The sequence below is a fragment of the Prauserella endophytica genome, from assembly GCF_005146945.1.
In the GTDB taxonomy this organism is placed as follows: Bacteria; Actinomycetota; Actinomycetes; order Mycobacteriales; family Pseudonocardiaceae; genus Prauserella_A; species Prauserella_A endophytica.
The window spans coordinates 91,370-111,952 of the sequence record NZ_SWMS01000010.1; the positions used below are offsets into that span (position 1 = coordinate 91,370).

Consider the following 20,583-nt stretch of genomic DNA (forward strand, 5'->3'; position numbering starts at 1 on the left):
ATGGAACGATAACGTCGTGACCAGCACACCCGTTTCCCGACCAGACGAGGTGCGCCGGTACAACCGATCGAGTCTGCTCCGCCTTCTCCACGTGGGTGGCCCGGTCACCCGGGCCGCCCTGGCGACCGAGCTCGGGCTGAACCGCAGCACCATCAAGACGCTCGTCGACGGCCTCGCCGAGTCGGGCGTGGTCGAGGAACGGGTGCCCCGGCCGGGCCGTGGCGCGGGCAGGCCGTCGCTGCTGGTGCTGCCGCAGCCGCAGGCCGCCGTGGTGCTCGCGGTGGACGTCCAGGTGGAGCACGTGGCGATCGCGCTCGTCGGGCTCGGCGGGCTGATTCTCGGCCGCAACAGCTGGAACCTGCACGGCCGCACCGGGGAGCCTGCCGAGGTGATCACGCACGTCCTGGAGTCGACGGCGTGGCTGGCGGCCGACCTCGGCCTGAAGCCGGTCGCGTGCGGCATCTCGGTGCCCGGCGTGGTGCGGCGCTCGGACGGCCTTGTGCACGAGGCCCCGAACCTGCGCTGGTCGGAGGTCGCGCTCGGGACGCGGATGTCGGCGGGCCTCGGCGTGCCCGTGGTGGTCGGCAACGACGCCGAGCTCGGCGCGCTGGCCGAGCACCTGCGCGGGGCGGCTCGGGGCGCGTCGGACGCGGTCTTCGTGTCGGCCGACATCGGCGTCGGCGGGGGAGTGATCGCCCAGGGCTCGTCGCTGCGTGGCTCGGGGGGCTACGTGGGGGAGATCGGCCACATGGTCGTCAACCCCCACGGCCGGTCCTGCTACTGCGGCAACGTGGGGTGCTGGGAGACCGAGGTCGGCGAGGCCGCGTTGCGGAGGGCGCTCTCGCTGCCGCAGGACAGCCCGCGCGGCACGATCGTCGTCGAGCTGCGTGAGCTGGGACGGGACCCCGCCGTCTCGCTCGCGCGGCTCGGCGAGTTCGCCGAATGGCTCACACTCGGCCTGGTGAACGTGGTGAACCTGCTGGGCCCCGAGCTGGTGGTGCTCGGGGACCTGTTCACCGCGCTGCCGCCCGCCGTGCTGGACCGCGTCGGCGAGGAGGTCCGCACGCGCAGCATGGTGAGCCGCGCGGTCGGCGGCGTGCGGATCGAGAAGTCCTCGCTCGGCGCGGACGTCAAGCTCCTCGGCGCCGCCGAGGCCGCCTTCGAGGGCGTCCTCGACAGCGTCTGAGACGGCGGGTGAGACAGCGTCTGAGACGGCGGGTGAGACGGCTGGTGAGGCGTCAGGCCCGCACGCGCCGCCGCCAGGCCAGCAGCGCGTCGAGAACCAGGAACGCCACCAGCGAGACGCCCAGGAGCGGAAGGAACCAGCCGATGGCGACCGCGGCGGCGCCGAGCAGCACGAGCCCCCACGGCGGCACCTGGCGCCAGGCCCCGCGCGGGAACGGCCTGCCGACGCCGAACGCGGCGTCCCTCGTGGGCCTGCGCTGCCACCACATGCGGTAGCCGAGCACCACGAGTGTGATCACCGCGACGCACACGACCGCCAGCACCAGCTGGTTCGGCAGCCCGAACAGCAGGCCCATGTGGGCGTCGATGCCCCAGCGGGCGAACTTGGCCATCAGCGGCCAGTCCTCGAAGCGCACCACCTCGAGCACCTCGCCGGTGGCCGGGTCGACCGCGGCGGCGTCCTGGGCCGACGGCCAGCTCCGCTCGGTGCGCTGGACGACGTAGACCTCGCCATCGGCCGATGGCGGCCTGATCTCCACCGGATCGCCGAGACCTTCGTTCCGTGCCGAGGCCAGCACCCGGTCGAACCCGGCGTCGGTGACGGGTGCCGCGCCGTCGTGCGCGTGGCTGCCCGCGCCGTGCTCGGCGTGCTCGGCGTGCTCCCCGGCCGAGGCCGACACCGACGGCGTCTCCCACGACAGCGCCTCCCTGAGCTTGCCGACGTTCTCCCCGGCGAACTGCGACCACGTGAGCCCGGTGGCCGAGAGGAACAGCAGCACAAGCGCCACCCACGTGCCCGTGGCGCCGTGCCAGGACAGCGTGCGCTGCCTGCCTTTCGCCGCGCGGCCGGGCACGAGCCGCCTGCGGCGCCGCCTGCCCCACCACAGCACCAGCCCGCCGAGCACGACGACCCACAGCCAGCTGGCGGCGAGCTCGCTGTAGATCCGGCCGGCGTCACCCAGGTGCAGACCACGGTGCAGCTGGTCCAGCCACGCGCGCAGCGGCAGTGCCTGCCCGGAGCCGTAGGTCTCCAGCACGCCCCGGACCTCGCCGTCGTGCGGGTTGACGAACACGGTGTGGCGGTAGCTCTCCGCGAGCCCTGGCGTGTCGAAGATCACCTGCGTGGTGTCGGTCGGCGACGGCGAGGGCCGCACCGAGGCGAGCGTGCTGCCCGGCAGCTCGGCCTTTGCCGCGGCGACCTGCTGGGCCAGCGGCACCGACACAGGCGAGGCCGGGACGTGCAATTCGTGGTCGTAGACCGCCTGTTCGAGCTGGGGCGCGAAGATGTAGAGCAGGCCCGTCAGCGCTGCGACGAGGATGAATGGGCCGACGAGGATGCCCGCGTAGAAGTGCAGCCGCAGCAGGAGCGGCCGGAGTGTCCGGCGGTTCGGCGGTTCGGCGCGTGGTGACTCGATCTCGGCCTCGGTCGACATGCCTGACAGGTCGGTGGCCGGGCCGCCGCGGTTCCCGGAACGTCAGGGTGTGGCGCGAGTCACTGTGTCCCGGGTAGCCGAACGGGCGGGGACCCTCCTGAGGATCCCCGCCCGTTCTCGCGGCTGGTGGTGACGGCTCAGCGCTGGATGTCGGCTTCCAGCTCCTTGAGCTTGGCTTCGTACTCGCGGCCGTGGTGCCCGCAGAACAGCAGCTCTCCGCCGCTGGGGAGTACTGCGCGCATCTGTGCGGCTGCTCCACAGCGGTCGCAACGGTCCGCAGCGGTCAGTTCGGGGCGGGTGAGCGTCGGTGAAGTCATTGGAGTCTCCCTCCGTCCCGGCATCGGCGCGCCGATGCCATCAGTTCAGCCGCGATCACCTCGTCGGGCCGGGTGCCTTTCTCGGTGTTCGCTGCTTCCACTCTTGCAGACGTTTCGCCGCCCGCAAGTGTTCCCGCGTGTGTGGGAGGTGTGTCACGTCGAATTACCCCGGATGTCCTAGATCCATCCCGGCATTCAGGAAGCGATCTCCGCTACCACGACGTTTGCCATGGTCAGGCACCATCGTTGCGTGGACGTTGCGGCATCGAAACGGCGGATCGACAGGCTTCCCGCCCCGATCTTGTTCGTTCTCAGCGGAATTTCCATGTACGTCGGCGCGGCGCTCGCGGTGTGGCTGTTCGATGTGGCATCACCGTCCGGAGTCGCGTGGTTGCGCTGTCTGGGTGCCGCGGTGATCCTCCTGGCGTGGCGCCGTCCCGGCCGCGCGGCGTGGCGCGGCCGTCCGCTGTTGCTCGCGGGCGCGTTCGGGATCGTGACGGCGGGCATGAACGTGGTGTTCTACGAGGCCATCGCCCGCCTGCCGCTCGGCACCGTGGTGGCGCTGGAGTTCGTGGGACCGGTCGTGGTCGCGGCGTTCGGCTCGCGGGGCCGCCGCGACATCGCGGCCCTGGTGTTCGTCGCGGTCGGCGTGGTGTGCATCGCCGACGTCCAGCTGCGCGGCAGCCCGTCGGGCGTGGCGTTCGCGCTGGCGGCCGCCGCGGCGTGGGCGGGCTACATCGTGCTCGGCAAGAAGGTCGCGCTCGGCGGGAACGGCATCGACAGCCTCGCGGTGGGCTTCGCCGTGGCGACCGTGCTGCTCTCGCCGCTGGCGCTCGGCACGGGCGGCGTCTGGGGCGAGCCGGACCTGCTGGTGATGGGCATCGGCGTCGGCCTGCTCTCCACCGTCGTGCCCTACGTGCTCGACCAGGTGGTGTTGCGCCGGGTCGGGCAGGCCCGGTTCGCGGTGCTGCTGGCGCTACTGCCGGTGACGGCCACGGTGACCGGCCTGGTGGTGCTCGGGCAGGTCCCGAGCCTGCTGGAGGCGCTGGGCATCCTCGCCGTCGTCGCGGGTGTGGCCCTGCGCTCCCGCGACCCCGGGGAGGGCGCGGCGGTGCGCGAGCCGCCGTGATGCGTGACCGTGAGCGATCTCACTGGCAGGATGAGCCGATGAGCAAGGCGGCATCGGCGGCGGCCAAGGACCTCGCGCTCGCCGGCGTGCGTGGTGTGCACCTCGCCTGGGCAGACAACAACGGCATCCCCCGGTCGCGGATCGTGCCCATCGGCGGCCTCGCCGACGCCGCGGCGCGCGGCGTGGGGGCGACCGCGCTGTTCGCCGTCTTCGACACCCACGACCGCATCACCTACCGCCATCCGGGCCTGAGCACGCCGTCGGGCGACATCCGGCTCTTTCCGGTGCTCGAGCGCCTGCGCAGGCTCGCGGGCCAGCCCTCGTTCGCGTGGGCGCCCGCGCGGCAGGTCGCCGCCGACGGCTCGCCGTGGCCGTACTGCCAGCGTGGCGTGCTCGAACGCGTGGTCGCCGAGGCGGAGGTCAGGGGCTTCGAGCTGCGCGCGGGGTTCGAACTGGAGTTCGCGGTGGCGCCAGCGGCCAGCTCCGACATCGCCTCAGCGCCCGGCCACACCGGGCCCGCGTACAGCCCGCACGCGCTGGTGGGCATCGACGACTTCGTGGCGGGCCTGCTCCACGACTTCGACGTCAACGGGCTGCGGATCGGCCAGCTGCACGCCGAGTACGGCCTCGCCCAGCTCGAGCTGAGCCTGGCCGCCACCGACCCGGTCTCGGCGGCCGACGACCAGCTGCTCGCCCGGCAGACCATCCACGCCGCCGCGCACGCGCACGGGCTGCGGGCGAGCTTCGCGCCGCTCGTCAGCCCCCAGGCCGCCGGCAACGGCTGGCACCTGCACTCGTCGGTGCGGCGCAGGGCCCGCAACCTCCTCGCGGGGCGGGACCGGCCTGGCCCCGACGGCGCGGCCTACGTCGCGGGCCTGCTGCGGGACCTGCCCGCACTGACCGCCGTGACAGCTCCCAGCGTGCTGTCCACGGCCCGGCTGCGGCCCGGCTACTTCGCGAGCGCGTTCACGTTCTGGGGCACGGAGAACCGGGAGGCGCCGTTGCGGTACGTGCCCGGAACGGAGCTGCTGGGCGACGACCACGCCAACGTCGAGTACAAGCCCTGCGACGCCTCCGCGAACCCGTACCTCGCGCTCGCGGTGGTCTTCGCCGCCGGGCTGGCTGGGATCGAGGAGGGCCTCGAACCGCCCGCGCCGGTGGCCGAGGACCCGGGCACGTGGAGCTCAGGGCAGCGGGAAGCACGTGGCGTGCGCAGGCTGCCCGCGTCGCCGGAGGAGCAGGCCGCGGCGCTCGCCGCCTGTCCCCGCGTGTCTGGAGTGCTGGGAGAGGAGCTGCTCGGCGCGTTCCAGGCGGTGCGTGGGTCCGACGCCGAGTGGGCGGACGGCAAGCCGCTCCACGAGCTCGTCGGCGCGCACCTGTGGCGGTACTGACGTCGTGCGGCTCTCCGACGAGGTGCGCAGCCTGCCGGGCGGCGGACGGGTGGTCACACTGGCCGCAGGGGAACGCCCGCAGAAGGACGAGCTGTGCGGTGCCTTCGCGGGCCTGGTCGCGCTGCGCGCGGGCGGCGCCGAGGTGACCGACCAGGACGAGGTCGCGCTCGCGGCGGGCACGGTGCTCACCGAGGGCGCTCCGTCAGGCAGCCTCCCACCCGGGGAGAAGGGCCGCGCCGATTTCCGGCTCGCCCTGCCCCGCACGGCCGACCCCGCGCGGGCGGGCACGTCCGCGATCGGCGTGGTGCGGGCGATCGAGACGTTGTCCGAGGGAGCGCTCGCGGTCGTGCCCGCGAGTGGCGAGTGGTCGGCGTCCGTGGTGGCCCGGCTGCTCGACGGCGTGCGCGGGCTGGCGCTCGTCGCCGTCATCGCCAATGTGGACACCGGCGCGTTCGCCGCGCCCGACACGCCGCCGAGGGCACTGCGCGACTACCTCGACACCGGCCTCGTTCCACTGTGGACGTCGCGCTGGCGGGTCGGCCATTTCGTGCTCGTCGCCGGGGTGCTGTCCGGCGAGGAGGGCATCCTTGTCTCCATAGTGGACACCTACGAGTCGTTGGGCGACAACGGGGTTCATCTGCAGCCCATTGGCCACGTGGCCGCGGCGCTGCGCCGCGAGGGCGGCGCGCCCGGCGGGGTGCTGCTCGTCGTGCCCGCCGCCGAGGCGGACGCCGCCCGTGCCGTGGTGACCGGGTCCGGGCTGCGCGCCGAGCTGTGGGACAACGGCAGCCCCGCGCCCCTCACCTGAGCGACTTCTCGCGCTCCTCCGCCCCCAGCCGGGAGTGCCTGCGCCCGTAGAACAGGTAGATCAGCAGGCCGAGCAGCAGCCACGCGCCGAACCGGATCCACGTCAGCACGTCCAGGTTCAGCATGAGGTAGAAACACGCGAGCGCCGCCACGACCGGCAGCACCGGGGAGAGCGGCACGCGGAACGGGCGTCGCAGGTCGGGCCTGGTGCGGCGCAGCACGGGCACCGCGATCGCGACGATGATCATCGCCGAGAGCGCGCCGATGCTGACCATGTCGGCGAGCTCGCTGATCGGGACGAACGCGGCGAGCAGCGCGATCAGCACCGCGCCACCGATCGTCACGCGGTGCGGAGTGCCCCAGCGGGGGTGCACGGTTCCCAGCGGTTTGGGGAGCAGCCCGTCGCGGCCCATCGCGTAGCCGATCCGGCCGATCGTCACGAGCTCCACCATCATCACCGACGTCAGGCCCGTGATGGCGCCCAGCGAGATGAGCGCGGCCACCCAGTGCTGGCCCACCGAGCCGAACGCGGCGGCCAGCGGCGCGCCCTCGTCGATGTCGGTGAACGGCACCATGCCGGTGAGCACGAGCGACACGCCGAGGTAGAGCAGCGCGCACAGCCCGAGTGCGCCGAGGATGCCGACGCGCAGGTCCTTGCCGGGGTTGCGGGTCTCCTCACCGAGGTTGGCCAGAGCCTCGAACCCGGTGTACGCGAAGAACACGACGGCCGCGGCGGTGAGCATCCCGGCGAGGCCGTACACCGACTGCTCTAGGCCGAGCGCAGCCTGCACCACCGGCTGGTGCAGCGTGCTCGTGCCCTCCTCGGCGGGTTGCGCGGGCGGGACGAACGGGGTCAGGTTCGCGGCCTTGACGAAGAAGGCGCCGACGCCGATCACCAGCACGCACACGGCGACCTTGACGAGCACGAGCGCGTTGGTGGCCACGGCCGACTCGCGGATGCCCACGACGGCGATCACCGTGAGCACCGCGATGATCACCACCGCGCCGAGGTTCACGACGGCGTCCTCGCCGAACAGTTCCTGCGGCAGCCCGAGCAGGTTCGCCAGGTAGCCGGACCAGCTTCGCGACACCACGGCCGCGCCGAGTGCGAACTCCAGGAGCAGGTCCCAGCCGATGATCCACGCGAACACCTCGCCGAGGGTCGCGAACGCGTAAGTGTAGGCACTGCCCGCGGTCGGCACGCTGGATGCCAGCTCGGCGTAGCAGAGCGCGGCGAGGCCCGCGACCACCGCGCCGATCAGGAACGACAGCGTCACCGAAGGGCCTGCGTGGGTCTTCGCCTCGACGCCGGCGAGCGTGAAGATACCGGTGCCGATGATGATCCCGACACCGAAGCCGACGAGATCCCGGCCCTTGAGCCGTCGCTTCAGCTCGCTCGTTTCCTGTCGTTGGAGAACGTCGTCGACGTTCAGCGTCCGGAAAATACCCACCCGCGACACGGTAATTCACGCCGAAGACCGACGCTCGGCAACGTGGTCCCGCTCAACCATCCAGCTCGCTGGCCAGCAACGCGGCCTGGACGCGCGAGTGCAGGTGCAGTTTGGCCAGCACGCGCGACACGTGGGTCTTCACGGTGGTCTCGCCGATGAACAGCTTCGCCGCGATCTCGGCGTTGGACAGCCCTTCGCCGAGACACGCGAGCACCTCGCGTTCCCGGCCGGTGAGGTGCTCGAGCCCGGCGGGGCGCGGCGGGGGAGGGGCCGCCCTGGCGAACGCGCTGATGAGCTTGCGCGTGACCTGTGGCGCCACAACGCCCTCGCCCGCGGCGACCAGCCGCACTGCCTCCACCAGCCGGGGCGCCTCGACCGACTTCAGCAGGAACCCGGCCGCACCGGCCCGCAGCGCGCCGTACACGTACTCGTCGAGGTCGAACGTCGTGAGCACCAGCACCTCAGCCAGGTTCTCGCCCACGAGCTCGCGCGTGGCCGTGATGCCGTCGACGTCGGGCATCCGCACGTCCATGAGCACCACGTCCGGTTTGAGCGCCCGGGCCTGCCGGACCGCCGCTGCACCGTCGGCGGCCTCGCCGACCACCTCGATGCCGTCCGCGCCGGAGAGGATCATCACGATGCCGGCCCTGATCGCGGCGTGATCGTCGGCGACGACGACGCGGATGCTCATGCCGCGACCTCCGGCACCGGCAGTGCCGCGTGCACACGCCAGCCCCGCCCGCCGGGACCCGCCGCGAACGTCCCGCCCACGGCGGCCGCCCGCTCCCGCATGCTCAGCAGGCCGGTCCCGGACTCGCCCGCATGCGCGGAACCGGTGAGCTCGTTGGTGACCTCGACCGTGAGCACGCCGTCCGCGTGCCGGATCGTGAGCGTCGCCTCCGCGCCGGGCGCGTGCTTGACCGCGTTGGTGAGCGCCTCCTGGGCGATCCGGTACGCGGTGAGGTCCACGGCCGCGGGCAGCGGTGTGGCCGGGTCGAGGTCGGTGTGGACGTCGAGCCGCATCCCGCTCGCCCTCGCCGACTCGGTGAGCCGGGAGAGCCCGGCGAGCCTGGCAGGCGCGGTCACCTCCCCGGTGCCGTGCTCCCGCAGCAGCCCGATCATCGTCCGCATCTCCTCCAGCGCGCTCACACTGTTCTCCCGCACGGACGTCAGCACCGTCCGCGCGGCCTTCGGGTCCGTTGTGGACAGAGCGGCCTCCGACTGCAACGCTATCGCCGACAGGTGCCCGGCGATGACGTCGTGCAGATCCCGTGCCATGCGGGCACGTTCGGCCGCCACTGCGGCGTCGCGGTCCAGCTCGGCGATCCTCGCCAGCTGCGCCGCGTTGGCTCGTTCGGTCTCGGTCAGCTCGCGGTGCCACCGGATGTCGGTGCCCCACCACACCGGGATCGCGACGAAGGGCACGTACACGACGATCGCGAGCACCGCGATCCGCCAGTCGGGAACGAGCAGCAAGGCGATCACCGACGCCGCGAGCGCGCCCACCGCGGTGAGCGTCACCATGGCCCTGCTCAGCCGCCGGGAACCGTACAGCGTCGCCGAGTACAGCGTGTCGCCGAACGCCAGCAGCATCGGCACCGTGACCCCGAGGGCCGCGTCCACGCCGAGGGGGACCAGCGCCACGCACAGCAGCAGACCCGGCGCGCGCCTGCGCAGCAACAGCAGCGAGCACAGCACGCCCAGCAGCGCGTACCGTGTCCACATCGGAATGTGCTCACCGCCCAGCAGCGAGTGCAGGCCGGCCGAGTACAGCACGCTGCCGAGTGCGAAGTAGCCCGAGGCGATCACCGCGTCCTGGCCCCAGCGCGGCAGCCTGCTCAACGGCGGGTGATGCGGTGGCACGCCACCATCACAGCACACCTCGCTCCGGCCCGGCGTCCTCCCAAGTGATGACGGCTGCGTCGTGCCGTTCGCCGATGTCCCCGGCCCTCCGGCGGCGCAGGCTGGGAGCCATGATCGAACTACTCGGAATCCTGCTCGTCGTCCAGGGCGTCGGCGGGCTCGTCAACCGGATCGCGGGCAGCGGCTCGGAGAGCTGGTTCGTGCAGCTGCACCTGCTGCCCGACGTCGCGCACATCCCGGTCAGCATCGCGATGGGGCTCGCCGGCGCGGTGCTGGCGACCCTCGGGTCGGCCCGGCGCAAGAAGAACCCCTCGTGAAGGTTCCGGTGTCCGGAACCCTCACGAGGGGTGAGGGGGTCCTGCTGGTGGCCCGTCAGTCCAGGTAGTCGCGCAGCACCTGCGAACGCGACGGGTGCCGCAGCTTCGACATGGTCTTGGACTCGATCTGGCGGATGCGCTCGCGGGTCACGCCGTAGACCTGGCCGATCTCGTCTAAAGTCCTCGGCTGGCCGTCGGTGAGCCCGAAGCGCAGCCGCACCACGCCGGCCTCGCGCTCGGACAGTGTCTGCAGCACCGACTGCAGCTGGTCCTGCAGGAGCGTGAACGACACCGCGTCCACCGCCACGACGGCCTCGCTGTCCTCGATGAAGTCACCGAGCTGCGAGTCGCCCTCGTCGCCGATGGTCTGGTCGAGCGAGATCGGTTCGCGGGCGTACTGCTGGATCTCCAGGACCTTCTCCGGGGAGATGTCCATCTCCTTGGCGAGTTCCTCGGGGGTGGGCTCGCGGCCGAGGTCCTGCAGCAGCTCGCGCTGGATACGTCCCAGCTTGTTGATCACCTCGACCATGTGCACCGGGATGCGGATGGTGCGGGCCTGGTCGGCCATGGCGCGGGTGATCGCCTGCCGGATCCACCACGTGGCGTACGTGGAGAACTTGAAACCCTTGGTGTAGTCGAACTTCTCGACCGCGCGGATCAGGCCGAGGTTGCCCTCCTGGATGAGGTCCAGGAACGCCATGCCGCGGCCGGTGTAGCGCTTGGCCAGCGACACCACGAGACGGAGGTTCGCCTCGAGCAGGTGGCTCTTGGCCCGCTCGCCGTCCCGCACGATCCACTTGAGGTCGCGGCGCATCTGGGTGCTGAGCTTCTCGCCCTCGTCCTCGGCGACGCGCACCCGCTCGGCGGCGTAGAGCCCGGCCTCGATGCGCTTGGCGAGCTCCACCTCCTCCTCGGCGTTGAGCAGCGCGACCTTACCGATCTGCTTGAGGTAGGCGCGGACCGAGTCGGCCGATGCCGTCAGCTCGGCGTCCTTGCGGGCCTGCCGTAGCGCCTCCGACTCCTCCTCGTCCCAGACGAAGTCGGGGTCGTTCGAGGAGCGGGCCTTGGCGGGCGTGCCCGACTCCTCCTCGCTCTCGGACTCCTCGGAGTCCTCCTCCGTCACGGTCGCGTCGACGACGTCGACCTCCACCGCCTCGACATCCAGGTCCGACAGGTCGACGTCCTCCAGCTCGGTGGCGTCGACGTCCTCGCCGAACTCGGCGTCCTCGCCCTTGGTCTTCGGCTTGTCCGACTTGGCGCTCTTGCGCGTCCTCGGGGACTTCGCGGGCGCCTTCTTCGCGGCCGACTTCTTCGCCGGGGTCTTCGCACCCGTGGCCGTGCCGTTCGCGGCCGCCGTGCTGTCCTCGGCTGTCGCTTCCTTGGCGGCGCTCGTTGTCTTCGTCGTCCCGCTTCGGGTTGCGGTCTTTGCGGCTGCCACGTACGCCCTTTCACAGCGGTCGATCATGACGAACCGGTACGCATGCGTCCCGGCTGCCTTAGATTCGGGGAACATACCCCGGCCTGCGGTTTTGCCTCCCGCAGCCGAGGGCCGTGTTCCATTGTAACGACGATGTGGGTCAGCGTCGCCAAGCGATCAACTTTCGCCTGGCGAGCCGGTGTGCCTCCCGGCGCGGCGCCGTCAGTGCTCGATGCCCTCCACGGCGGCCGCCGCCGCCCCCACGATCCCGGCGTTGTTCTGCAACGATGCGACCACGACGCGTGTCCGGTTGTCGAGCAGGGGCACCCACTTCTCGGACTTCTTGCTGACCCCGCCGCCCACGATGAACAGGTCGGGCCAGATGAGATTCTCGAGCACAGTCAGATAACGATCGACGCGCTTGGTCCACTCCGGGTACGACAGGCCCTCGTTGTCCTTCACCGACGCGGCTGCCTTCTTCTCCGCGTCGTGCCCGTCGACCTCGAGGTGGCCGAGCTCGGTGTTCGGCACGAGTTTGCCGTCGTGGAACAGGGCGCTGCCGATGCCGGTGCCGAACGTCAGCAGCGCGACCACGCCGTGCCGCCCGGCCGGGTCGCCGAAGCGCATCTCGGCCATGCCCGCGGCGTCGGCGTCGTTGAGCATGGCGATGTCGTCGACGTGCCTGCCCAGCCGCTTCGCGAACAGCGAATCCGCGTCGGTGCCGATCCAGCTGGGGTCGATGTTCGCCGCGGTCTGCGCGACGCCCTTCTTGATGACGGCGGGCAGCGTGATGCCGACCGGGCCGTCCCAGCCGAAGTGGGCCACGATCTCGGCCACGACCTCAGCGACGGCGCCGGGCGTCGCCGGCTGCGGCGTGTCGATCCGCAGCCGGTCGCCGATCAGCTGGCCCTTCTCCAGATCGACAAGGGCGCCCTTGATGCCGCTGCCGCCGATGTCGATGCCGAAACCTCGGGTCGCCGTCATTGGCGTCGTCCCTTCCTGCTCGATTCAGAAGCCATTGGCCGAGACTTTAGCGGGGTGTGGTCCCATGGTGGAGTGGGTGCCTTTGAACTCGACGCAGCCGAGGCGGCTGCCCTGACCACCGTCGCCGAGCAGGTCGCCGCCGAGGCCGCCGGGCTCGTTCTCCGAGCCCGCGACTCCATGCTCTCGGGCCGCGCCGTGAGTGTCGCCACCAAGACCAGCGCCACCGACGTCGTCACCGCCGTCGACCGCGAGTCGGAGGAGCTCATCCGCACCCGGCTCGCCGAGCTGCGGCCGGGAGAGCCGGTGCTGGGCGAGGAGGAGGGCGGCCGGACCGGCGACGGCGTCACGTGGGTCGTCGACCCGATCGACGGCACCGTCAACTTCCTCTACGGGCTCCCGGAGTTCGCCGTGTCCGTCGCGGCGCAGGTGGACGGCGTGTCCGTGGCGGGCGCCGTCGTCGAGCCGGTGAGCGGGCGGCGCTGGACCGGTACGCGCGGCGCCGGGTCGTGGCTGGACGGCAGGCCGCTGCGGGTGTCGTCGCCGGAGCGGCTCGACCTCGCGCTGCTCGGCACCGGGTTCGCCTACGTGCCGGAGCGGAGGGCCCGCCAGGCGGACATGGTGGCCGGGCTGCTCGGCCACGTGCGCGACATCCGCAGGCCGGGCTCGGCGGCGCTGGACCTGTGCGCGGTGGCGGCTGGCTGGACCGACGCGTACTTCGAGCACGGGCTGCACCGCTGGGACTGGGCGGCGGGCGCCCTGATCGCCGCCGAGGCCGGCGCGGTCGTCTCGCTGCCGGGGGAGGACCCGGAGCTGGGCGTGGACGGCACGCTCGCGGCGGCGCCCTCCATCGCCGACGCGCTGCGCGCCGCGGTCGTCAAGTGCGGCGCGAGCGGAGTCTGACCCCCTGCGTGACCGGCCCCCAAGGCCACCTTTGTTGCGTTGAGCGCAACAAAGGTGGCCTTGGGGGCCGTTGGCTCAGCAGTGCTCGGGGCGGGTTTCGTCGAGGAGGGCCTGGTCGATGTCCGGGCCCTTGCCCGTCGACTGTTCCGACTCGCCGGTGCCGCGGTTCTGCGCCGACCACGTGTTGAGCCGGTCGAGCACGTCCCGCGCCGCCGTGGTGAGCCGCGCGTTGTTGAACGCCGTGCCGATGGCGAGGTCCACCGTCGCGTCCTGCCGGTTGTCCCGCACCAGCTCGAGGCAGGGGTCGACCAGCGCGACCGTGCGCGCCGCGCCCTCACCGTTGGCGCCGTAGCGGATCTGGCCGTGGCAGTTGGCCTCGGCGTTGGCGTAGGCGGGATCGTTCTCCGGCTCGGCGATCTGCGTGAACCCGAGCCGGCGCAGGCCCTCCGTGGTCATCGCGGCCTGTCCGCGCGTGCCGCTCGCGTTGAGCACGCGTACCGCCACGCGGTCCGGCGGCGTCGGCTGCGTGGCGTCGAGCGCGTCGTGGGGCTGCGGGGTGTAGGTGACGCCCCCGGTCGGAGTCGGCGACGGCTGACACCGGATCGCCTCTTCGAGGTCGGTGTTCGAAGAAATGGCGTTCACCCACACGAACGCCGCGACGAGCCCCAGCACCCCGATCACGATCAGGGCAGGCAGCGGCTTGTACTTCCGGTACGGCTTGACCCGCCCGCTCCGGAAGCCCCCGTTCCCCGACACCACCGCGCCGTCCCTTCCGATCCCCGTCCGCACATGCCTTCGACAGACACGTCGTTGCTGATCAGCCTAGGCGTTACAGGCCGAACAGCGGAAAGCCCCATCGGGATGGCACCACGCGCGCGCCGTGCGGGCAAGCGGACCATGCCGTCGGCCAGCCACCCGATACCGCGGAGCACCCCGAATGGGCCACCGTACCGCCCGACCCCGGATTAGCCCTGTTGGGTGACGTATTTTAGGCCTTGGGTGACCTGTTTCGAGTTGGGGTACGCGGTGGGCTACCCTCTCCGGGCTCCGGGCGGGAAGTGAGTGTCTCGGGATAGAGACGACCCTCACTGTCTTTTCGGGCACAAACACAGGCGCTGGAACGTTGACCAGCGGCACGAGGACTCACGAGCGGCGGGCTCGGGTGTCCGAAGTACTGATATCGAAGCTGATCGCAGGGGTGAAGGACAATGGCGACCGACTACGACGCTCCGCGCCGCAGCGAAGCCGACGAGCTTGCCGAAGACTCGTTGGAGGAGCTGAAGGCACGGCGTAACGAGACGCAGTCCGGCGTGGTCGACGTGGACGAGGACGCGACCGCCGAGAACTTCGAGCTTCCGGGGGCCGACCTGTCGGGGCTGTCGGGTGAGGACCTGACCGTCAAGGTCGTGCCGAAGCAGGCTGACGAGTTCACCTGCTCGGTGTGCTTCCTGGTGCACCACCGCAGCCGCCTGGCCGAGGAGTCGGGTGGACGGCTGATCTGCCGCGACTGCGCCTGACCGAGGGCGCAGGCGCCTGGCGCGGGGGCGGCGGCACCCGGAGGGGCTGGGGTTCTACGAAGGGGTGGTCGAGCGTGCGCTCGGCCACCCTGTTTCGTACCCGTGCGCGCGTCAGCCGGCCTCGCGGTGCCCGCGCAGCAGCTCGGCGAGCCGCTCCGGGTGCCGGGTGCTGATCAGCCAGTACGGCGTGGGGTCCTCGGGGTCGGTGAGGTGGATCCGGACCATCGTGGGCACCCAGCCGCGATGGGCGACGAACGCGGCTGGATCGAGCTCGGGGCCCAGCGCCTTGCGCTTGGCGGCCTTGCCGATCACCTCGACCTCCCCGGCGAAGCGCAGGGGCAGGTGCGCGTCGCCCACCCACAGCTCCGGCTCGGAGCCCTTGGTGACCGACACCGTGAGCCTGCCCATGCCGAGCAGCAGGACCACCACGACAGGCAGCAGGATCACGTAGGGCAGCCACGCCCGCACACCGGGGTAACCCATGTGGATCTCGGCGGCCAGCAACGCCCCGCCCAGCAGCGGCAGGGGCCAGCCCCACCACGACAGGTACAGGCGCTCCGAGTGCGCAAGGGCCGCCTTCGCTCGCGTACGTGTACTACTGCTCACGACGTCAGGGTAGTCTCGCGTGTCGTGTCCAGCGTGCAGGTCCTGCTCTCCCGTCTCGATCCCGGTGTCCCGCCGCCCGCCTACGCCAAGCCCGGCGACGCCGGAGCCGACCTGGTGACCACGTCGGACGTGGTCCTGCAGCCGGGAGAGCGGGCCGTCGTGGGCACGGGCGTGGCGATCGCGCTCCCGCCCGGCTACGCCGGCTTCGTCCATCCCCGTTCGGGCCTCGCCGCGCGGGTCGGGCTCTCGATCGTCAACACGCCGGGGACCATCGACTCGGGTTACCGGGGCGAGATCAAGGTGTGCCTGGTGAACCACGACCCGAAGGAGCCGGTCGAGCTGTCGCGGGGTGACCGGATCGCGCAGCTGGTGGTGCAGCGGGTCGAGCACGTTGAGTTCGTGGAGGTCGCCGAGCTGGAGGTCACGGAGCGGGGCGCGGGCGGATACGGTTCGACGGGTGGGCACGCGGCCCTCGGAACGGAGAAGTAGTGGGGATTTTCGGGCATAAGCGCAAGGCCGGGCGCGCGCGGGACGAGGAGTACGGCGACGACGCGGCCTACGAGGCCTACGACGCGGACACCGGGGAGGATCCGGAGGACGACGGTCCGGACGCGCCGGCGGGGCCGTACGACGTCGCCGACGCGCCGGACGACGGGCGCCCGCGCATGGACCTCGGCTCCGTGCGCGTGCCCGTGCCGGACGGGTCGCAGGTGCAGGTCGAGATGGACCAGCAGAGCGGCAACGTCCGCGCGGTGCACATCGTCACCGGGCACGGCCAGGTCACGGTCAGCGCCTACGCGGCGCCTCGCTCGGGCGGGCTGTGGAAGGACGTGAGCGCCGAGCTGGCCGACCAGCTGCGGGCCGACGGCGCGAAGGTGACCTCCGGCCGGGGCGAGTGGGGTACCGAGCTGTCGGCGATCGTCGGCGAGGTCGCGCTGCGGTTCGTCGGCGTGGACGGTCCGCGCTGGATGCTGCGCGGCGTGATCGCCGGCCCGCAGTCGCAGGCCGCGCAGGCGCCGGTCGTGCTGCGGGACATCGTGCGGGAGACGGTCGTCGTGCGCGGCGACTCGCCGATGCCGGTGCGCACGCCGCTGCCGATCAAGCTGCCCGAGTCCATCGCGGCGCACATCGCCGAGCAGCAGGCCCAGCAGGGCTGACCCGCTGGCGCCCGTCAGGACCGCGCCCCGGGGGTGAGCGCCCGCAGCCACGCGAGCACCGCGGCGCGGCCGAGCGCCTCGCGGTCGGCGCCGAACGCCGCGAGGCTCGTCTCGCACACGCTCGCCCTCGGCAGCGCGGCCGCCCACGCGTGCGCGACCGAAACGGGGTGCACCGGGTCGTCCACGCACGCGGCGATCCCTACGGGGACGTCGAGCGCGCCCAGCCGGTGCAGCTCCGGGGCGCGGTGGGTGGCGGCGGAGCGCAGGCTGCCCGGCAGCCCGTCGCCGTGCCTGCGCCACGCGCGGTCCAGCTCCCCGGCGAGCCACGGCGCCACGCCTGCCGTCGAGGTGGCCAGGGCCGCGTCGAGGCCCGCGCGTTCCACGAGCTCCGCCGAGGCCCTCGCCGCGAGGGCGGCCGGTGCCTCGCCGGGGTCGCCGTTCCACGCGGGCAGGGCCACCAGCACCCCCGCGCACCGCTCCGGGTTGCGCAGTGCCCACTCGGCCGCCAGGTGGGCGCCGAGCGAGATCCCGCCCGCCAGCACAGGTCCCGCCAGCGTCTCCGCCCACTGGTCGAGCAGGCCGAGGTAACCGGTCACCACCGCGTCGCCGGGCGGCGGGGGCGGGGCGACCAACTCGACTCCCAGGGCCGCCAGCGGGCCCGCGAAGACAGAACGGACAAACACCTCGTCCGACCCCGTTCCGGGCAGGATGACGGCGGTTGATCTCGGCATAACGGAGGTCACGTTGCGATACTGGCCGAAGTCGGCTTCCCTTGCTCCGACAGAGCTACGCTGGACAAGCACGGGCCAATCAAGTCGGGGGCCCCGGAGCACAGGAGCAGGCGCCTATGTCCGCCAAAGAAGGCGGCTACTTCAGCCGGTTGGTTCGCAAACTGACCAGTGACATCGAGCAGCTGGACGCCGACGACCTATCCGAGAAGTCAGAGGCCGGTGGCGCGCAGCGCGCGTGTGACTGCCGGTCGGGCGAGGAAGTGACCGTGCTGGGCCGGTTACGGAGTGTTGATTTGTGTCCGGCCAGCGAAGCCGCCACTCTGGAGGCGGAGTTGTTCGACGGCACGGACGAGGTCACGCTGGTGTGGCTCGGCCGCCGCCGGATCCCGGGGATCGAACCTGGGCGCACCATCAAGGTCCGCGGCCGCATGGCCGAACGCAACGGTCAGAAGGTGCTGTACAACCCGTACTACGAACTGTTGCAGACCACCTGAGTGAGAGTTTTCGCGCGTGACTGAGCCCGATCAGCCCGAACGCACCGACGAGAAGAACGCCGCCAAGCAGGGCACTGAGCACGAGCGCGAGCCCACGCTGCTCGAGCAGATGGGCGGCGTCTCTGGGCTGATCTACTCGTCGGTCCCGGTGATCGTGTTCGTCCTCGCGAACAGCCTGTTCGATCTGCCCGTCGCGATCTGGAGTGCGGTGGGCAGCGCCGTGCTGATCACGATCCTGCGGATCGTGCGCAAGGAGCCGCTGCAGCCGGCGATCTCCGGGTTCTTCGGCGTCGCGATCGCCGCGTTCATCGCCTACCGCACGGGCTCGGCCAAGGGCTTCTTCCTGTTCGGCATCTGGGCGAGCCTCGTGTACTGCGCGGCGCTGGTGCTGTCCGTGGTGGTGCGCTGGCCGCTCGCCGGGGTCGTGTGGAGCTACCTCAACGGCAGCGGCATGGCGTGGCGCAAGGACAAGCACTCGCGCCTCGGCTACGACATCGCCACGCTCGCGCTCGCCGCGGTGTTCGCGGCCCGGTTCGTGGTGCAGCGGTGGCTGTACGAGGAGGACTACACGGGCTGGCTCGCCTTCGCCAAGATCGCGATGGGCTACCCGCTGTACGGCCTCGCGCTGCTCGTCGTGGTGTGGGCCGTGCGCCGTTCCGACAAGCGGCTCAAGGAGCTCGAGACCGGCGAGGAGCTCACCGACGCCGAGATCGAGGCGCGGCTGCGCGTCAAGTACGGCGAGAGCCCCGCGCCCGGCACGCAGTAGCGGCTCAGTACCCGAGGGCCTTGCGGACGTCGCCCTCCACGTCGGCGGCCGCCACGAACAGCAGCTCGTCGCCGGGCTCCAGCGGGTCGTCCGGCTGCGGCACGATCACCCGGTCGCCGCGCAGGATCGTCACCAGCGCGGCGTCGCGGGGCAGCGCCAGGTCCCGCACCGGCTTGCCGGCCAGCGGCGTCTCCGACGGCAGCGTGAGCTCCACGAGGTTGGCCTGGCTCTGCCGGAACGTCATGAGCCGCACCAGGTCGCCGACGCTCACGGCCTCCTCGACCATCGCGGCGAGCATCCTCGGTGTCGACACGGCCACGTCCACGCCCCAGCTGTCGTTGAACAGCCACTCGTTGGCCGGGTTGTTGACCCTCGCGACCACGCGGCGCACCGCGAACTCGGTCTTGGCCAGCAGCGACACCACGAGGTTGACCTTGTCGTCGCCGGTCGCGGCGATCACCACGTCGCACAGCTGGATGCCGGACTCCTCCAGCGTCGACACCTCGCACGCGTCACCGAGCACCCAGTCGGCCTGCTCGACGGTGCCCGGCGTGAACTGGCCGGACTGCCGCTCGATGAGCATCACCTGGTGCCCGGCCTCGATCAGCTCCGACGCGATGGACCGGCCCACCGCGCCGGCACCCGCGATCGCGACGCGCATTAGTGTCCTCCGCTGGAAGTCTGTTGCTTGAGTCGGTGGATCCAGGTTTCCGCCGGCAAGGCGCCGGTTCGCCCTCGTGCTGGACCGTACTCGGGCGGACCGGTGACGCCGCCGGCGGGAAGCAGGGCGGCTGAATCATGTGGCGAACTTCCGGCGGGGGGCACTAGCTCTCCTCCTCTGGGCCACGGGCGGCCACGCTCGTCACGTCCCCGACGGTGCCCGAGTGCGCGGCGACGTACACCGCGTCGTCGGCCTGCAGCACCGTCTTCGCGTCGGGCAGCACACCGGTGCCGAAGCGCATCACGAACGCCACACGCGCGCCGGTGGCGTCCTCGAGCTCCCGCACGCTGTGCCCGATCCAGTTCTCGTGCAGGGGCAGCTGCAGCAGCGCCACCGTGCCCGTCGGATCGCGCCACGACGCCGCCACGCCCTCCGGCAGGAGGGTGCGCAGGAACCGGTCGGTCGTCCAGGGCACCGTGGCCACGGTCGGGATGCCGAGCCGCTCGTAGACGGCCGCGCGCTTCGGGTCGTAGATGCGCGCCACGACGTGCTCGACGCCGAAGGTCTCGCGCGCCACGCGCGCGGAGATGATGTTCGAGTTGTCGCCGCTCGAAACGGCGGCGAACGCGCCCGCGTGCTCGATGCCCGCCTCGATCAGCACCTGCCGGTCGAAGCCCATGCCGACCACCTGCTGGCCGTGGAAGTCGCTGCCGAGGCGTCTGAACGCCTCCCGGTCGCGGTCGATGACGGCCACGTCGTTGTCGAGCCGCTCCAGCGCGGCCGCCAGGGACGCGCCGACCCGGCCGCATCCCATGATCACCACGTGCACGTCGTGTGCCTCCTCCAGTGCGTCGGCGACTGCGCCGAACCTACCCCCGCAAGCTTCCGCCCACGCGGACAGGCCGGGAATCCACGCACTCAGCTTTCACGATGTTCGGAAGGTTGGAAAGGTTACGATGTCCGGTGAACCGGAGAGTGGAGGAGCATGGCGGACGTGCGGGACCCGGCCGAACGGATGGCCCTGACCCTGACCCGGCACGGCATGCACCGCATGACCGCCAGGGTGCTGTGCGTGTTGCTGTTCGCCGACCAGGAGACGATCACGGCGGGCGAGATCGCCGAGTGGCTGGGCGTGAGCGCGGGCTCGGTCTCCGGCGCGCTCAAGATGCTCGAGGCGATGGGCATGGTCGAGCGGGCCCCGGTGCCCGGCAGCCGCCGCGAGCACTACCGCTTCCCCGACGACGCGTGGCCCACGCTGATGTCCAACCAGAACCGGGTGGTGGAGGAGATGCAGATCGCCGCGGACGCGGGGATCGCGGTCGTGGGCGAGGGCAGTCCAGCAGGACGAAGGCTCGCCGAGATGCGCGACTTCTACGCCCACCTCATGCGGGCACTGCCCGAGCTGATCGAGGACTGGCGGCGCGGCCGGGTCCAGTCCTGATCCGGCACCCGAGACC

Annotated in this window: 24 protein-coding genes; 12 read left to right on the plus strand and 12 right to left on the minus strand. The window is 71.7% G+C overall.

The window, feature by feature from the left end; all coding sequences use genetic code 11:
• Positions 1-16: 16 nt before the first annotated feature.
• Positions 17-1,186 carry an ROK family transcriptional regulator gene (locus FCN18_RS19080; RefSeq protein WP_137095748.1) on the plus strand — a complete coding sequence of 390 codons (1,170 nt, stop codon included), beginning with the start codon at positions 17-19 and terminating at the stop codon, positions 1,184-1,186.
• 52 nt (positions 1,187-1,238) lie between these two features.
• Here FCN18_RS19080 and FCN18_RS19085 read toward each other — a convergent pair whose 3' ends face one another.
• The gene (locus FCN18_RS19085; protein WP_137095749.1) at positions 1,239-2,618 is read right to left on the minus strand and encodes a PepSY-associated TM helix domain-containing protein; all 1,380 of its coding nucleotides are present in this window, start codon (positions 2,616-2,618) and stop codon (positions 1,239-1,241) included.
• 137 nt (positions 2,619-2,755) lie between these two features.
• Complete coding sequence (locus tag FCN18_RS19090) at positions 2,756-2,935, minus strand: DUF7455 domain-containing protein (protein ID WP_110338539.1); 180 nt, start codon at positions 2,933-2,935, stop codon at positions 2,756-2,758.
• 325 nt (positions 2,936-3,260) lie between these two features.
• Here FCN18_RS19090 and FCN18_RS19095 point away from each other — a divergent pair, with 325 nt between their 5' ends.
• Genes FCN18_RS19095 through FCN18_RS19105 form a run of 3 tightly spaced genes read left to right on the plus strand, consistent with a single transcriptional unit; the run spans position 3,261 to position 6,263 of the window.
• Positions 3,261-4,064 carry an EamA family transporter gene (locus FCN18_RS19095; RefSeq protein WP_228714037.1) on the plus strand — a complete coding sequence of 268 codons (804 nt, stop codon included), beginning with the start codon at positions 3,261-3,263 and terminating at the stop codon, positions 4,062-4,064.
• Positions 4,065-4,102: 38 nt separating this feature from the next.
• Positions 4,103-5,455 carry a type I glutamate--ammonia ligase gene (locus FCN18_RS19100; RefSeq protein ID WP_137095750.1) on the plus strand — a complete coding sequence of 451 codons (1,353 nt, stop codon included), beginning with the start codon at positions 4,103-4,105 and terminating at the stop codon, positions 5,453-5,455.
• 4 nt (positions 5,456-5,459) lie between these two features.
• Positions 5,460-6,263, plus strand: coding sequence for a DUF6885 family protein (locus FCN18_RS19105; protein ID WP_137095751.1), 804 nt, complete (start codon positions 5,460-5,462; stop codon positions 6,261-6,263).
• Here the strand turns inward: FCN18_RS19105 and FCN18_RS19110 are convergent.
• From FCN18_RS19110 to FCN18_RS19120, 3 genes are read right to left on the minus strand one after another with little or no spacing between them, the layout of a single operon-like run.
• Positions 6,256-7,713 (minus strand): amino acid permease, encoded by a 1,458-nt coding sequence (locus tag FCN18_RS19110; protein ID WP_113642533.1) that lies wholly within the window; start codon positions 7,711-7,713, stop codon positions 6,256-6,258. The two genes, FCN18_RS19105 and FCN18_RS19110, sit on opposite strands and share 8 nt — an antisense overlap.
• Before the next feature lie 52 nt (positions 7,714-7,765).
• The gene (locus tag FCN18_RS19115) at positions 7,766-8,404 is read right to left on the minus strand and encodes a response regulator (RefSeq protein WP_112266985.1); all 639 of its coding nucleotides are present in this window, start codon (positions 8,402-8,404) and stop codon (positions 7,766-7,768) included.
• Complete coding sequence (locus FCN18_RS19120) at positions 8,401-9,576, minus strand: sensor histidine kinase (RefSeq protein ID WP_112266983.1); 1,176 nt, start codon at positions 9,574-9,576, stop codon at positions 8,401-8,403. The genes FCN18_RS19115 and FCN18_RS19120 overlap by 4 nt, the downstream gene beginning before the upstream one ends.
• A 110-nt stretch (positions 9,577-9,686) precedes the next feature.
• Here FCN18_RS19120 and FCN18_RS19125 point away from each other — a divergent pair, with 110 nt between their 5' ends.
• On the plus strand, positions 9,687-9,893 hold the full coding sequence (locus FCN18_RS19125) for a hypothetical protein (protein WP_113642535.1): 207 nt from the start codon (positions 9,687-9,689) through the stop codon (positions 9,891-9,893).
• A 55-nt stretch (positions 9,894-9,948) separates the two neighbouring features.
• Here FCN18_RS19125 and FCN18_RS19130 read toward each other — a convergent pair whose 3' ends face one another.
• Together FCN18_RS19130 and ppgK are read right to left on the minus strand one after the other, a co-directional pair.
• Positions 9,949-11,358, minus strand: a complete 1,410-nt coding sequence (locus FCN18_RS19130) for an RNA polymerase sigma factor (protein WP_112266968.1) — start codon at positions 11,356-11,358, stop codon at positions 9,949-9,951.
• Positions 11,359-11,532: 174 nt separating this feature from the next.
• A complete protein-coding gene (gene ppgK, locus FCN18_RS19135; RefSeq protein WP_137095752.1) occupies positions 11,533-12,294 on the minus strand; it encodes a polyphosphate--glucose phosphotransferase in 762 nt (253 codons plus the stop codon).
• A gap of 72 nt (positions 12,295-12,366) precedes the next feature.
• On the opposite strand from ppgK, the gene FCN18_RS19140 reads away from it, so the two are divergent.
• Entirely contained in the window at positions 12,367-13,194 is an 828-nt protein-coding gene (locus FCN18_RS19140) for an inositol monophosphatase family protein (protein WP_228714038.1), read from the plus strand.
• A gap of 75 nt (positions 13,195-13,269) precedes the next feature.
• On the opposite strand, the gene cei is transcribed toward FCN18_RS19140, so the two are convergent.
• Positions 13,270-13,953 (minus strand): envelope integrity protein Cei, encoded by a 684-nt coding sequence (cei, locus tag FCN18_RS19145; RefSeq protein ID WP_112268241.1) that lies wholly within the window; start codon positions 13,951-13,953, stop codon positions 13,270-13,272.
• Positions 13,954-14,402: 449 nt separating this feature from the next.
• On the opposite strand from cei, the gene FCN18_RS19150 reads away from it, so the two are divergent.
• Positions 14,403-14,711 (plus strand): DUF4193 domain-containing protein, encoded by a 309-nt coding sequence (locus FCN18_RS19150; RefSeq protein WP_009153915.1) that lies wholly within the window; start codon positions 14,403-14,405, stop codon positions 14,709-14,711.
• A 111-nt stretch (positions 14,712-14,822) separates the two neighbouring features.
• On the opposite strand, the gene FCN18_RS19155 is transcribed toward FCN18_RS19150, so the two are convergent.
• A complete protein-coding gene (locus tag FCN18_RS19155; RefSeq protein WP_113642537.1) occupies positions 14,823-15,317 on the minus strand; it encodes a DUF3093 domain-containing protein in 495 nt (164 codons plus the stop codon).
• A gap of 24 nt (positions 15,318-15,341) precedes the next feature.
• Here FCN18_RS19155 and dut point away from each other — a divergent pair, with 24 nt between their 5' ends.
• Both dut and FCN18_RS19165 read left to right on the plus strand, forming a co-directional pair.
• A complete protein-coding gene (dut, locus tag FCN18_RS19160; protein WP_137095753.1) occupies positions 15,342-15,806 on the plus strand; it encodes a dUTP diphosphatase in 465 nt (154 codons plus the stop codon).
• Positions 15,806-16,474 carry a DUF3710 domain-containing protein gene (locus FCN18_RS19165; protein WP_137095754.1) on the plus strand — a complete coding sequence of 223 codons (669 nt, stop codon included), beginning with the start codon at positions 15,806-15,808 and terminating at the stop codon, positions 16,472-16,474. The genes dut and FCN18_RS19165 overlap by 1 nt, the downstream gene beginning before the upstream one ends.
• A 14-nt stretch (positions 16,475-16,488) precedes the next feature.
• Here FCN18_RS19165 and FCN18_RS19170 read toward each other — a convergent pair whose 3' ends face one another.
• A complete protein-coding gene (locus FCN18_RS19170) occupies positions 16,489-17,205 on the minus strand; it encodes an alpha/beta fold hydrolase (protein WP_137095755.1) in 717 nt (238 codons plus the stop codon).
• Positions 17,206-17,321: 116 nt separating this feature from the next.
• On the opposite strand from FCN18_RS19170, the gene FCN18_RS19175 reads away from it, so the two are divergent.
• Complete coding sequence (locus tag FCN18_RS19175) at positions 17,322-17,699, plus strand: OB-fold nucleic acid binding domain-containing protein (protein WP_110338513.1); 378 nt, start codon at positions 17,322-17,324, stop codon at positions 17,697-17,699.
• A gap of 97 nt (positions 17,700-17,796) precedes the next feature.
• Positions 17,797-18,465 carry a DUF3159 domain-containing protein gene (locus FCN18_RS19180; RefSeq protein ID WP_228714050.1) on the plus strand — a complete coding sequence of 223 codons (669 nt, stop codon included), beginning with the start codon at positions 17,797-17,799 and terminating at the stop codon, positions 18,463-18,465.
• A 4-nt stretch (positions 18,466-18,469) separates the two neighbouring features.
• Here the strand turns inward: FCN18_RS19180 and FCN18_RS19185 are convergent, their stop codons facing one another.
• Positions 18,470-19,126, minus strand: a complete 657-nt coding sequence (locus FCN18_RS19185) for a potassium channel family protein (RefSeq protein ID WP_112266962.1) — start codon at positions 19,124-19,126, stop codon at positions 18,470-18,472.
• 163 nt (positions 19,127-19,289) lie between these two features.
• Positions 19,290-19,955 (minus strand): potassium channel family protein, encoded by a 666-nt coding sequence (locus FCN18_RS19190; RefSeq protein ID WP_112266961.1) that lies wholly within the window; start codon positions 19,953-19,955, stop codon positions 19,290-19,292.
• Positions 19,956-20,111: 156 nt separating this feature from the next.
• Between FCN18_RS19190 and FCN18_RS19195 the strand changes: the two genes are divergently transcribed.
• Positions 20,112-20,567 carry a GbsR/MarR family transcriptional regulator gene (locus tag FCN18_RS19195; RefSeq protein ID WP_112266959.1) on the plus strand — a complete coding sequence of 152 codons (456 nt, stop codon included), beginning with the start codon at positions 20,112-20,114 and terminating at the stop codon, positions 20,565-20,567.
• Positions 20,568-20,583: the final 16 nt, after the last annotated feature.